This window comes from Cloacibacterium normanense (genome assembly GCF_002943105.1).
In the GTDB taxonomy this organism is placed as follows: Bacteria; Bacteroidota; Bacteroidia; order Flavobacteriales; family Weeksellaceae; genus Cloacibacterium.
In genome coordinates this window covers 1-12,421 of record NZ_PTPZ01000003.1, presented here as the reverse complement: position 1 = coordinate 12,421, position 12,421 = coordinate 1, and the positions used below count along the sequence as shown (strand labels likewise).

Below are 12,421 nucleotides of genomic sequence, written 5' to 3'. Positions count from 1 at the left end.
AAAATAAACACTTGTCATTCTGAACGTAATGTAATGAAGTGAAGAATCTGTTTAAATAAAAGATTCTTCATTATGCTTCGCTTCATTCAGAATGAAAAATAAAAAATGAAACAGTTATTCCCATTTATCAAAAAAGAATTTTATCACCTTCTGCGTGATAGAAGAACTTTATTCATTCTTCTTGCAATGCCAATTATACAAGTATTGCTGTTCGGTTTTGCGCTTTCTACGGAGATTAAAAACACCAAAGTAGCTGTTTTTGACCAAGATAAAAGTACTATTTCAGCACAATTGGTTTCTAAAATTCATGAAAATCAATATTTTGACATTGAAAAAAATCTGACTTCTAACAAAGACTTTGAAAACGCTTTTAAAGACGGAAAAACAAAGCTACTTCTCGTTATTCCTTCTGATTTCTCAGAAAATTTAACGCAAGGGAAAAAAGCAAAATTGCAGATTTTAGTTGACGGAACAGATGTAAACCTAGGAAACCAAATCGCGAATTATTTCCAAAATATAGTCCTGGATTTCTATCAAAGTCAACAAAAAGAAACACTGCAAACGTTTTCTGTTTCTCCAGAAATTAGAATGCTCTATAATCCTCAACTGAAAGGAGCACCTAATTTCGTTCCGGGAGTTGTTGCACTCGTTTTATTGATTGTTTGCGTGATGATGACTGCAATTGCCATCGTAAAAGAAAAAGAAACAGGAACGATGGAAATTCTATTGGTTTCACCTATGAAACCTCAATTTATCATTATTTCTAAGGCAATTCCTTACTTTATTTTAGCGATGGGAATTTTAAGTGTGATTTTGATATTAAGCTATTTTTTACTGGATTTACCCATAAAAGGAAGCATTATTTTGCTATTTTTTGTGAGCACTATTTTCATCATCACCAATTTACTTATCGGGATTTTAATTTCTATTTTTTCAAAAACTCAACAACAAGCTATGCTTTTTTCGATGATGGGAACTATGCTTCCCACACTCATGTTGAGCGGATTTATGTTTCCTATCGAAAATATGCCCATTCCATTACAAGTGATGTCTAATATTATCCCTGCAAAATGGTATTATATCATGATTAAAAATATTATGATCAAAGGAACAGGACTCGCCGTAATCTGGAAATCTCTTTTAATTTTAACAGGAATGATGATGGTTCTTTTCACGATTGCTGTGAAAAAATTTAAAATAAGATTGGAATGATGCAAAAAATTACATTTTATCATTCTGAACGAAATGAGGAACGAATCAAAATGTTGAAATTGCAATAGCAAGAGAAAGACAACTCAAAGGTTAGACAAGATTAAAAAAGAAAATTTGATAAAAGATGTTAATCCTGATTGGAAATTTTTAAATAAAGAAATAGAATAGATTCTTCATTACGCTACGCTCCATTCAGAATGACAAAACGCTAAAATTTAAAATGAAACAGCTACTCTTCTTACTTCGTAAAGAATTCCGACAAATTTTTCGGAACAAATCTATATTGGCAATTATTTTTGTTGCGCCGATGATGCAGCTCATCATCTTGCCTTTAGCAGCAAGTTATGAGATAAAAAACATCAATTTATCTGTGGTAGACCATGACCACTCTAGTTTTTCAAGGGAATTAATTCAAAAAATTACCGCAAGTAACTATTTCAAATTACAATATTACGGAGAAGACTACCAAAAAGCCTTTGAAACCATAGAAAGTGAAAAATCAGATATTATTCTAGAAATTCCACCAAAATTTGAACAATATTTGGTGAGGGAAAATCAACAAAAAGTATTGGTTGCTATTAATGCAATAAACGGCACTAAAGCAGGTTTGGGAGGAAGTTATCTAGCACAAATTTTACAAGATTACAATCAAAATATCCAAACGAAACTCTCACCACAATTGGTAGAATTTCAAAAAAATGCAGGATTAGAACTCAATGTTACCCTTTGGTTCAATAGATTTTACAACTACAGATTGGCTCTTGTTCCCGGTATTTTAGCATTTCTTGTGACGCTAGTTGGCGGAATGCTTTCTGCGCTAAACATTGTCTCTGAGAAAGAAATTGGCACAATTGAACAAATTAATGTTTCACCCATCAAAAAATCTACCTTCATCCTCGGGAAACTTATTCCCTTTTGGATTTTGGCAAATGTAGCTTTTACCATGGGACTTTTGGTTTCCAGATTTGTCTATGGAATAGAAATTTATGGGAGTTTGCCACTGCTTTATTTCTTTGTAGGAGTTTATCTTTTAGCCATTTTAGGATTCGGCTTATTGATTTCCACCTATAGTGAAACGCAGCAACAGGCGATGTTTACCATATTTTTCTTCATGATGATTTTTATAATGATGAGCGGTTTATACACGCCCATTGAAAGCATGCCAGAATGGTCTCAAAAATTGACGCTTCTTAATCCGCTTACGTATTTAATTGAAGTGATTCGATTGATAATGCTTAAAAATTCTGGATTCAAAGATTTAATTCCTCAGTTTATCTCCATTTTAGGAATGGCAGTTTTCTTTAACTCTTGGGCAGTTTGGAATTACAGAAAGACATCATAATTTGGAAAAAAATCTAGATTTTCTTACTATTTTTCATTTTTTGAAGTTAAAGAATTCATCTTTTTAAAATAAAATTCAGTTTTAGCAATCATAATAACGATTAATTATTATTTTTGTTAAAATTTATTTGACTTATGAAGAAAATACTTGCGCTTTTAGCAATTTTTAGTGTTGTCTGGCTTTCTGCCCAAAACACTTTTGTAAAAGACAATTACACCAAAAAAGAAGTATACATCACCATGAGAGATGGTGTAAAATTATTCACCTCCATCTACATTCCAAAAGATATTTCTTCTAAAAACAAATATCCTTTTTTAATGCAGAGAACCTGCTATTCTGTAGCGCCTTATGGTGAAGATCAGTATAAAAGAAGCCTTGGTCCGAATAAATTTTTACAAAACGATAAATATATTTTCGTCTATCAAGACGTTCGCGGAAGATACATGAGCGAAGGTACCTTTACCAACATGACACCTCAAGTAGACCATAAAACCAAGAAAGACGTAGACGAAAGTACCGACACTTATGACACGATTGATTGGCTCATCAAAAATATTGAAAACAATAACGGAAATGTAGGTCAATACGGAACTTCTTATCCAGGTTTTTACGCTGCAGTTGGCGCTTTAGCAAATCATCCCGCTTTGAAAGCTTCTTCTCCTCAAGCTCCAATTTCTGATTTTTGGTTTGACGATTTTCATCACAATGGTGCTTTTATGATGGGATATTTTAGAACTTTCCCTGTTTTTGGAGTACAAAAATCTAAACCAGAAAATTCTGCTTGGTACACAGAACAAAGCAAAAATTTAGCTGCAAAATCTGAAGATGGTTCACTTTTCTTCAATGAAATGGGAACTTTAAAAGAAGGCATTGACAAATATTACGGAAGAGATAATTTTTTCATCAATGAAATTGTAGACCATCCTAATTATGATGATTTTTGGAAAAAAAGAGACCTTTTACCTCATCTCAAAAACATAAAACACGCGGTAATGACAGTTGGCGGTTGGTTTGATGCAGAAGATTTGAGAGGTCCGCTTCACATTTACAAAACCATCGAAAAAAACAATCCTAAAGCTAAAAACTCTATTGTAATGGGGCCTTTTTCTCATGGTGGTTGGTCTTATGAAATGGGAAAACATTTTCATAATGAAGTATATTTCGGGGATAGCATTGCAACTTTTTATCAAAAAAATATAGAAACTCCGTTCTTTAATCATCATTTAAAGAATACTAAATCTGCAACTGAACTTCCTGAAGCCTATATGTTTGATACTGGGAAAAAAGAATGGAAACAATTTGCAGAATGGCCACCGAAAAATGCTCAAAAAACTGCTTTTTATTTAAGAGAAAACGGACAATTTAGCACAGAATTACCTGCTTCTGCTTCTTTCACAGAATATTTTTCTGACCCCAATAAACCAGTTCCGAGCAGTACCAATTTGAAAGAATTCAATGGTTTTACGCCTAGAAATTACATGAGTGAAGACCAAAGATTTGCGGAAAATAGACCAGATGTAGCTTCTTTTACCACAGAAATTCTTGCAGAAGACCTTACTTTGGCTGGAGAAATTAAGGTAAAATTAAAAATAGCGACTACAGGAACAGATGCAGATTTCTTCGTAAAACTGATTGATATTTATCCTGCAGATGAAAAAGGCATCAAAGAAAAACCAGGCGTTATCTACGGAAATTATCACCAAATGGTAAGAAGCGAAATTATGCCTGCGAGATTTAGAAATTCTTTTGAAAAACCAGAAGCATTGGTTCCTAATCAAGAAACAGAAGTGGTTTTTAACCTTCAAGATGTATTGCACACTTTCAAAAAAGGTCACAAAATCCAAATTCAAGTGCAGAGTACAGCGTATCCTTTGTTTGCGGTAAATCCTCAGAAATTTTTAGAAAATCCTTACAAAGCAGAAAAATCTGATTATACTAAAGCTTTCCAAAAAATCTTCAACAACTCAGTAATTGAAGTGGAGATTTTAAAATAAGAAAAATGTAGAATTGGCAGAAGAAATCTTCTGCCAATTTATTTTCAATCAAAAATAATCGCTAACTTGTCAAGAAAAATTGGTTATGCAACCCGATAAACCTAAAAACCTTAATGACCATCTTGCTAATGAAAGAACTTATTTAGCATGGTTAAGAACGGGAATTGGAGTAATGGCGTTCGGTTTTGTAGTGGTAAAATTCTCTCTTTTTTTGAAACAATTTTCATTGATATTTGGAAACCAAAACATCATTCATAGCAAAGGTTATTCAGCAGAAATTGGGATTTTACTGGTCGTTTTTGGACTTATAATTTCCATTTTTGGATACTTCCGTTATAAAAAAACTGAAAAACAGATTAATGAAGATACATTTAAAAACAATTCTTTTTTAATCGGGCTTTCAACCATTATATTAATTGTTTTCACCTTAATTCTCATTTGGTATTTGATTACCAGCGTAGAATCTTATGCGAAATAATTAAACCGTTTTCTTAGCTTCTTCCCAAAGAATATCCATTTCTTCTAAAGACATTTCTGCAAGGTTAAGATTCTTTTCTAAAGCCAATTTTTCTAACGTTTGGAAACGTTTGATGAACTTTAGATTGGTTCGTTCCAGAGCAGAATCAGCATTAAGCCCAGAAATTCTAGCATAATTAATCAGCGAAAAGAAAATATCTCCTAATTCTTGTTCCTTTTTTTCGGGATTGGTTTCGGCGTGAAATTCGGCAAGTTCTTCATCTACTTTTTTCCAAGCATCTTCGGCAGAAGCAAATTCAAAACCGATTCCTTTTACTTTTTCCTGAATTCTGTATGCTTTAATAATCGGTGGCAAACTTTTCGGAACTCCTGCTAAAATAGACTTGTTTCCTTCTTTCAGCTTCAGTTTTTCCCAATTTTGTTTCACTTCTTCTTCGTCTTTCACTTCTACATTTCCATAAATGTGAGGATGACGGAAAATGAGTTTCTCGTTAAGTGAATTAATCACATCTGCAATATCAAAACTCTGCTTTTCGGAACCAATTTTAGCATAAAAAACCAAATGCAACAAAACATCGCCTAGTTCTTTCTTAATTTCGGTGAGATTTTCTTCGAGCAAAGCATCAGAAAGTTCGTAGACTTCTTCTAGCGTCAAATGTCTCAAAGATTGCAAATCTTGCTTTTTATCCCAAGGACATTTTTCTCTCAAATCGTCCATAATATCGAGTAATTTAGAGAAAGCTTCTAGTTTTTGTTCTTTGGAATTCATGATGATGTGTGGATGTGATTATGTGATAAAAAAAACTTTGTCAAAGTTCGGAACTTTGACAAAGCTATGCAAATTACTTATTGCTAAAAGCAAAAAGTGAGATTATCCTTGTTTTCTTTGTGTAGATTTTACGGTAGTTTTAGCAGATGTAGATGCTTTCGCTTTTGGCGCAGCAGGTTTTTCTGCTTTTGGAGCCGCTTTTTTAGCTGCTGCTTTCTTTTCTACAGATTTTTCTTCTACTATTTCAGCGTCTTCTACTGCTGGTTCTTCTGCTTTTACAAAAGCTTCTGGCTTAATATATCCTGCTTTTTGTAATAAGTTATACCATTGTACCAATTTCTTGATATCTGAACCATAAACTCTATCTACGTCATAGTTTGGTAAAACTGAAGACATGAAAGATTTTAGTTCATTATCAGAAGATTTGTGATTAATGGCTTCTTTATAGTCAAATTTTTCAGCAATGTTTTTCATTACTTCAAAAAGTGGAACTTCTTGGTCAAAAGTATAAATCGCAATATTGTCTAATAAACTTACTTGAGAAGTATTAGAAATGCTTGCTTTTTTTCCTGTAGAAATATCTTCTACGATAAAACCTGATCTTAATTGCGTTACTAGGGTAAACAAACCTGGTTTCCCAGAAATCGAAATTATTTTTTCTAACTGCATTTTATTTTTATTTTTTTAAGTTCAATAGAGTTGTGTTCAAGATTTTTTGCTGATTCAATAAGTCTCGAACTTGAGATATTTGTTACTTCGGAAATCTCATTTTATATCCTACGTGAATATCTCCTGAAGTAATTTTAGTTAATTTTCCTTTGATTATCTTTTTCTTTAATGGACTGAGTTTATCCGTAAAAAGTATGCCTTCAATATGGTCATACTCATGCTGAATTACTCTGGCTCTAATGTCTGAGAAAGTTTCGGTATGTTTAACGAAATTTTCGTCAAAATATTCTATCAAAATCGTTTCTTTTCTGCTTACATCTTCTCTCACATCTGGAATTGAAAGACAACCTTCATTAAATTTCCATTCATTACCGCTTTCTTCTAAAATTCTAGCGTTGATGAACACTTTTTTGAAATCTTTCAATTCATCTGCAATATCTTCATAATCTTCATCATCAGCTAATGGAGTTACATCTACGATGAAAAGACGAATGTCTAAGCCAATTTGAGGCGCAGCAAGACCTATTCCATGTGCTGCGTTCATGGTTTCGAACATATTGTCTATAAGTTCTTTAAGCTCAGGATAATCTGGCGAAATATCATGGGCTTTTTTTCTTAAAACTGTGTCTCCGTATGCTCTGATTGGTAAAATCATCTTTGTTTTTGTTCTAAAAAATTCTGTAAAATTATGGTAGCACTCACTTTATCAATAAGCGCTTTTTCTTGTCTCTGTTTTTTATTTTTCCCACTTTGAGAGATAAAAAACGAAGCCATTTTTGAGGTAAAACGTTCATCAAACCGATGAATTTCTACTTCGGGAAAAAGTTCTTTCACTTTTTCTATAAATTTTAAAATATCCGTCTCTATTTCTGATAAATTCCCCTTCAAATCAGTAGGTAAACCTATTACCAAAGTTTCAACTTTATTTTCTGAAAAATATTTTTCTAAAAAAGAAAATATATTTTTGGTTTCTACAGTAGTTAATGCGCTAGCAATCAACTGCATATCATCTGTAACTGCAATTCCGCAACGCACTTTTCCGTAATCAATAGCAACTACTTGACTCATAGTTTGCAAATTTACTAAAATTTTTCAGCTTGTAGAAATTCAAATTTTTGCTAATTTTAAACTCAGAAACTTTTCTACCCTATGAAAACACTTCTTTTAATAAGACATGCCAAAAGTGATTGTCCAACAAACGTAGATGATTTTGACCGACCACTGAATGAGCGCGGACACAAAGATGCCCCTAAAATGGCGAAATTCCTCAAAGAAATTTCTGTAAACATAGATGCATTTGTGACCAGTCCTGCAAAAAGAGCATTGACTACTTGCAGATATTTCGCCGAAGTGTTCGAAAATAAAAACATTCAAAAAATAGAAGAATTATACAATGCTTCGCCTACAGAATTTTTAGAAGTGATAGAACATCTGAACGATTCTTTAGATCATGTTGCCATTTTTTCTCATAATAACGGGATTACCTATTTTGCTAATTCTCTAACCAATGAAAATATAGAAAACATGCCAACTTGTTCTGTGGTAGCTTTTAAAATTTCTGCCGAAAGTTGGAAAGAGTTTAAAAACGCAGAGAAAAATTTCTTATTCTTCCACAAGCCAAAAGAAATATAAAACATGAAAATTGCAGCAATAGACATCGGGAGTAATGCAGCAAGATTGCTCATCAATGAAGTAAAAGAACCTAAAAAAGGAAAGCCAGAATTCGTAAAACTGAATCTTCTGAGAATTCCTTTTAGATTGGGAATAGACGTTTTTACCACTGGCGAAATTGGCAAAGAAAGAAAGGAAATGGTCATTAAATCTATGAAAGTTTTCTCTCAATTGATGGAAATTTATGGTGTAGAACATTACCGAGCTTGTGCTACCAGTGCGATGAGAGATGCTAAAAATGGCAAAGAAATTATAGATTTGGTCAAAAAGGAATCAGGAATACAGATTGAAATTATTTCTGGCGATGAAGAAGCTACGCTTATCTACGAAAATCACGTAGCAGAAGGACTTGACAAAAATTTTGGATATTTATACATTGATGTTGGTGGTGGTTCTACAGAATTGACATACTACGAAAATGGCAAAATGAAATACGAACATTCTTTCAATATTGGTACGATTAGATTACTCAATAATTTGGTAACCAAAGAAAACTGGGAAGAAATGAAAACCCAAATCAAAACCAAAATTGTGAGCAAAAAACCTATGGTTGCGATTGGTTCTGGCGGTAATATCAATAAAATTTTTAGCATGAGCAAAACCAAAGACGGAAAACCAATGTCTGCAAACATGCTCAAAACTTTTTATAAAGATTTAAAAGAACTTACCGTAGAAGAAAGAATGCTGAAACATAATTTGAGAGAAGACAGAGCAGATGTAATTGTTCCAGCGCTAGAGATTTTCAATAAAGTACTAGGTTGGGCAGAAATTTCACAAATTTTCGTTCCTAAAATTTCTGTTGCAGATGGATTAATTCACAGTATTTATGATAAAGTGAAAAAGAAATAGTTATAATTTTGCTAAATTAATATACATTTCAAAAATCATTTAAGAATTCTTTATACCTTTATTCTACCTTTCTGAAAAGAAAGGTTTTTTTTCTTACAAAAATATAAAGAATGAATACTCAATTATCCTATGTTCACGGCGATTCTTCTATTCCACTTTTAGGAGAAACTATTGGCGAAAATCTAAAGAAAACAGTAAATAAATTTCCTAAAAATGATGCTCTGATTTGTTCACATCAAAATTATCGAGCTACCTACGAAGAATTTTACGAGCAAACTTCGCAAGTTGCCAAAGCGATTCTACATCTAGGTGCAAAACCAGGTGATAGAGTTGGAATTTGGTCTCCCAATCGTTATGAATGGGTTTTATTACAATATGCAACTGCCAGAATTGGGGTGATTTTGGTTAATATTAATCCTGCTTACAGAACCAGTGAGCTTATTTTTGTATTAAATCAATCTCAAATCAAATATATTTTTGCTTCCTTGAGTTTCAAAACCAGCAATTATAAAAAAATGGTAGACGATGCTCGAGAATTTACCTCTACGCTACTAGATGAAGTATTTTTTGATGAAAACTGGGATGATTTTCTAAAAGGAGCGGCTCATATTTCTGATGAAGAACTTCAAAATTATGAAAGTCAAATTCAGTTTGACGACCCTGTAAATATTCAATATACTTCTGGGACTACAGGTTTCCCAAAAGGAGTTACGTTATCTCATCATAATATTTTAAATAATGGATATTTCATTGGCATAAGACTTCATTATACCGAAAAAGACCGAGTTTGTATTCCTGTTCCTTTTTATCATTGCTTCGGAATGGTGATTGGAAATTTATGTTGTACCGCTCACGGTTCTACAATGGTGATTCCTAATGATAGTTTTGACCCAAAACTTACGCTAGAAGTGGTAGAAAAAGAAAAATGCACATCCCTTTATGGCGTTCCTACGATGTTTATCGCTACTTTGCATGAACTGGACTTAAAAAAATATGATCTTTCAAGCCTTAGAACGGGCGTGATGGCAGGAGCAGTTTGTCCGCCAGAAGTCATGAAAAGAGTAGAAAACCAAATGAACATGAAAGAAGTGACCATTTGCTATGGAATGACGGAGACTTCGCCAGTTTCTACCCAGACTAAAATTGGAACTCCTTTTGAAAAACAAATTCACTCAGTAGGAACCATTCATGACCACTTAGAAATTAAAATTATCAATCCAGAAACCGGTAAAATAGTGAACAGAGGCGAAAATGGAGAACTCTGTACCAGAGGTTACTCTGTAATGTTGAAATATTGGGATAATCCAGAAGCAACCAATCAAGTTTTAGATAGCGCAAGATGGATGCATACTGGCGATCTTGCCATGATGGACGAAGAAGGCTACATTCATATTTCTGGAAGAATTAAAGACTTGATTATCAGAGGAGGGGAAAACATTTCTCCTAAAGAAATTGAAGATTTTTTATATCAATATCCTAATGTTTTAGACGCTCAAGTTATTGGCGTTCCGAGTGAAAAATTCGGGGAGGAAGTAATGGCTTGGATTAAAGTAAGAGAAGGATTTTCTTTAACCGAAGAAGAACTTGTCAACTTCTGCAAAGGACAAATTGCCCATTATAAAGTTCCCAAATACTGGAAATTCGTACAAGAATTCCCAATGACGATTTCGGGGAAAGTAAGAAAAGTAGAAATGCGCGAAATGGCAATTAAAGAACTCGGTTTAGGCAAAAAATAAATCGAAATATTCAATAACAAAAGGCTGCAAAATTGCAGCCTTCGTTTATTTTTATTGTAAAAAAGATTAGTCTACACTCACCACTTCTTTGATGCTTGGTACAAATTGTTTGATGGTATTTTCTACACCTAGTTTCATGGTAGAAAAACTCATAGGACAACCAGAACAATTTCCTTGCAGTTTTACCATTACTCTATTGTCAATAACATCTACCAATTCTATATCACCACCATCATTATTTAGAAACGGACGAATACTTTCCAAAGCTTCCATTACTTTGGTTACTATTTCTTCGTGAGTGAGTTTATCTTTATTCATAATTTATTCAAAATTTGTATTCAAAAATTGTAATTGCTCCAATTATTTCTTAGGCGAACAACCTGCCATTGTTGTGATTTTTACCGCTTCAGTTGGTGGTAGATTTTTATTTCTTTCCACTAAACTTTCTATCATTTTTTGAGCAGTTTCTTTATAGATTTCTGCAATTTTAGAACCTTCTTGCAATGCTACTGGTCTACCAACATCTCCCGCTTCTCTGATGCTTTGAATTAAAGGAATTTCACCTAAAACTGGAATTCCTAAATCTTCTGCCATAAACTGAGCGCCTTGTTTTCCGAAGATGTAATATTTATTTTCTGGCAATTCTTCTGGTGTAAAATACGCCATATTTTCAATTAAACCTAAAACTGGAATGTTAATGCTTTCCATCGTAAACATAGCGATTCCTTTTTTCACGTCTGCTAAAGCTACGTGTTGCGGTGTAGAAACGATTACAGCCCCCGTTACAGGAACTTCTTGAATAATCGAAAGGTGAATATCTCCAGTTCCTGGAGGAAGGTCAATCAATAAGAAATCTAGATTTCCCCAAGCTGCATCACGAAGCATTTGGTTCAATGCTTTACTTGCCATAGGTCCTCTCCACACTACTGCTTGATTCGCACCAGAGAAATAACCAATGGAAAGCATTTTCACGCCGTAATTTTCGATAGGTTTCATCATATTTTTACCTTCAACTTCTACAGAAATTGGCTTTTCTGCTTCGGTATCAAACATGGTAGGAACAGATGGTCCGTAAATATCTGCATCTAGAACACCTACAGAGAATCCCATTTTTTGTAAAGTCACGGCTAAGTTTGCAGTTACCGTAGATTTTCCTACGCCACCTTTACCAGAAGCAATGGCGATAATATTTTGAATTCCTGGAATTTCTTTTCCTTTAATTTGGTTTTGTTGAACTTGCGAAGGTTCAGGTGAAGTAATTTTGAGTTTCAGCACTACTTGGTCACCAAATTCCGTAGCAAAAGCCTGCTTCATGGCTGCTTCTAGCTTCTTTTTTTCGTGCATTGCTGGAGAATGTGCAATCATATCAATGTACACATCATCACCCATTACTTGGAAGTTTTGTACTAAATCATCAACTTCTATTTCTTTCAGAAACTCCTGAACTCTGGTTTTCGTCAACATAATTTATTGAAATTTTTTGAGATACAAATTTACGTAAAAATAATTAATTTGGAATGAATAAAAATAACAATAATGGTAATTGATAGAATTGATTTACAATAAAAAAACTTCAGATAGTTCCGAAGTTTTTAATTTTATATTTTGTCTAGTCCTGAAATAGCGATACACAAAAAAAACATCGTTATGAAAGAACATCAAGAACCGCTTTATATTAAGCGAACACAGAAAGATTACAGCT

13 protein-coding genes are annotated in these 12,421 nt (G+C 33.3%); 7 read left to right on the top strand and 6 right to left on the bottom strand.

Going from position 1 to position 12,421, the window contains the following annotated elements; genetic code table 11:
* Positions 1-105: 105 nt before the first annotated feature.
* The 4 genes from C3729_RS05490 (at position 106) to C3729_RS05475 (ending at position 5,026) form a co-directional block, all read left to right on the top strand.
* On the top strand, positions 106-1,212 hold the full coding sequence (locus C3729_RS05490) for an ABC transporter permease (RefSeq protein ID WP_104793245.1): 1,107 nt from the start codon (positions 106-108) through the stop codon (positions 1,210-1,212).
* A gap of 220 nt (positions 1,213-1,432) precedes the next feature.
* A complete protein-coding gene (locus C3729_RS05485) occupies positions 1,433-2,554 on the top strand; it encodes an ABC transporter permease (protein ID WP_104793244.1) in 1,122 nt (373 codons plus the stop codon).
* 134 nt (positions 2,555-2,688) lie between these two features.
* Positions 2,689-4,548 (top strand): CocE/NonD family hydrolase, encoded by a 1,860-nt coding sequence (locus tag C3729_RS05480; protein ID WP_104793243.1) that lies wholly within the window; start codon positions 2,689-2,691, stop codon positions 4,546-4,548.
* Positions 4,549-4,633: 85 nt separating this feature from the next.
* Complete coding sequence (locus C3729_RS05475; protein WP_104793610.1) at positions 4,634-5,026, top strand: YidH family protein; 393 nt, start codon at positions 4,634-4,636, stop codon at positions 5,024-5,026.
* Here the strand turns inward: C3729_RS05475 and mazG are convergent, their stop codons facing one another.
* The 4 genes from mazG to ruvX form a co-directional block, all read right to left on the bottom strand.
* Positions 5,027-5,794 (bottom strand): nucleoside triphosphate pyrophosphohydrolase, encoded by a 768-nt coding sequence (mazG, locus tag C3729_RS05470; protein ID WP_104793242.1) that lies wholly within the window; start codon positions 5,792-5,794, stop codon positions 5,027-5,029. It lies immediately after the preceding gene.
* A gap of 102 nt (positions 5,795-5,896) precedes the next feature.
* Positions 5,897-6,463 carry a DUF5606 domain-containing protein gene (locus C3729_RS05465; RefSeq protein WP_104793241.1) on the bottom strand — a complete coding sequence of 189 codons (567 nt, stop codon included), beginning with the start codon at positions 6,461-6,463 and terminating at the stop codon, positions 5,897-5,899.
* Positions 6,464-6,545: 82 nt separating this feature from the next.
* Positions 6,546-7,118: a peptide deformylase gene (gene def, locus C3729_RS05460; protein WP_104793240.1), complete on the bottom strand. Its 573-nt coding sequence runs from the start codon at positions 7,116-7,118 to the stop codon at positions 6,546-6,548.
* Positions 7,115-7,531, bottom strand: coding sequence for a Holliday junction resolvase RuvX (gene ruvX / locus C3729_RS05455; RefSeq protein WP_104793239.1), 417 nt, complete (start codon positions 7,529-7,531; stop codon positions 7,115-7,117). The genes def and ruvX overlap by 4 nt, the downstream gene beginning before the upstream one ends.
* 81 nt (positions 7,532-7,612) lie before the next feature.
* On the opposite strand from ruvX, the gene C3729_RS05450 reads away from it, so the two are divergent.
* The 3 genes from C3729_RS05450 (at position 7,613) to C3729_RS05440 (ending at position 10,719) form a co-directional block, all read left to right on the top strand.
* A complete protein-coding gene (locus C3729_RS05450) occupies positions 7,613-8,095 on the top strand; it encodes a SixA phosphatase family protein (protein ID WP_104793238.1) in 483 nt (160 codons plus the stop codon).
* A gap of 3 nt (positions 8,096-8,098) precedes the next feature.
* Positions 8,099-8,983, top strand: coding sequence for an exopolyphosphatase (locus tag C3729_RS05445; RefSeq protein ID WP_104793237.1), 885 nt, complete (start codon positions 8,099-8,101; stop codon positions 8,981-8,983).
* 110 nt (positions 8,984-9,093) lie between these two features.
* On the top strand, positions 9,094-10,719 hold the full coding sequence (locus tag C3729_RS05440) for an AMP-binding protein (protein ID WP_104793236.1): 1,626 nt from the start codon (positions 9,094-9,096) through the stop codon (positions 10,717-10,719).
* Positions 10,720-10,785: 66 nt separating this feature from the next.
* On the opposite strand, the gene C3729_RS05435 is transcribed toward C3729_RS05440, so the two are convergent.
* Both C3729_RS05435 and C3729_RS05430 read right to left on the bottom strand, forming a co-directional pair.
* Positions 10,786-11,037: a NifU family protein gene (locus C3729_RS05435; RefSeq protein ID WP_069797210.1), complete on the bottom strand. Its 252-nt coding sequence runs from the start codon at positions 11,035-11,037 to the stop codon at positions 10,786-10,788.
* 42 nt (positions 11,038-11,079) lie between these two features.
* Positions 11,080-12,183, bottom strand: a complete 1,104-nt coding sequence (locus C3729_RS05430; RefSeq protein ID WP_104793235.1) for an Mrp/NBP35 family ATP-binding protein — start codon at positions 12,181-12,183, stop codon at positions 11,080-11,082.
* Positions 12,184-12,421: the final 238 nt, after the last annotated feature.

What these genes read in the sequence shown, in the direction of transcription:
- def (WP_104793240.1), bottom strand. Translation starts at nt 7,118, where the DNA reads ATGATTTTACCAATCAGAGCATACGGAGACACAGTTTTAAGAAAAAAA.
- ruvX (WP_104793239.1), bottom strand. Translation starts at nt 7,531, where the DNA reads ATGAGTCAAGTAGTTGCTATTGATTACGGAAAAGTGCGTTGCGGAATT.
- C3729_RS05475 (WP_104793610.1), top strand. Translation starts at nt 4,634, where the DNA reads ATGCAACCCGATAAACCTAAAAACCTTAATGACCATCTTGCTAATGAA.
- C3729_RS05490 (WP_104793245.1), top strand. Translation starts at nt 106, where the DNA reads ATGAAACAGTTATTCCCATTTATCAAAAAAGAATTTTATCACCTTCTG.
- C3729_RS05430 (WP_104793235.1), bottom strand. Translation starts at nt 12,183, where the DNA reads ATGTTGACGAAAACCAGAGTTCAGGAGTTTCTGAAAGAAATAGAAGTT.
- C3729_RS05485 (WP_104793244.1), top strand. Translation starts at nt 1,433, where the DNA reads ATGAAACAGCTACTCTTCTTACTTCGTAAAGAATTCCGACAAATTTTT.
- C3729_RS05435 (WP_069797210.1), bottom strand. Translation starts at nt 11,037, where the DNA reads ATGAATAAAGATAAACTCACTCACGAAGAAATAGTAACCAAAGTAATG.
- C3729_RS05480 (WP_104793243.1), top strand. Translation starts at nt 2,689, where the DNA reads ATGAAGAAAATACTTGCGCTTTTAGCAATTTTTAGTGTTGTCTGGCTT.
- C3729_RS05440 (WP_104793236.1), top strand. Translation starts at nt 9,094, where the DNA reads ATGAATACTCAATTATCCTATGTTCACGGCGATTCTTCTATTCCACTT.
- C3729_RS05465 (WP_104793241.1), bottom strand. Translation starts at nt 6,463, where the DNA reads ATGCAGTTAGAAAAAATAATTTCGATTTCTGGGAAACCAGGTTTGTTT.
- C3729_RS05445 (WP_104793237.1), top strand. Translation starts at nt 8,099, where the DNA reads ATGAAAATTGCAGCAATAGACATCGGGAGTAATGCAGCAAGATTGCTC.
- C3729_RS05450 (WP_104793238.1), top strand. Translation starts at nt 7,613, where the DNA reads ATGAAAACACTTCTTTTAATAAGACATGCCAAAAGTGATTGTCCAACA.
- mazG (WP_104793242.1), bottom strand. Translation starts at nt 5,794, where the DNA reads ATGAATTCCAAAGAACAAAAACTAGAAGCTTTCTCTAAATTACTCGAT.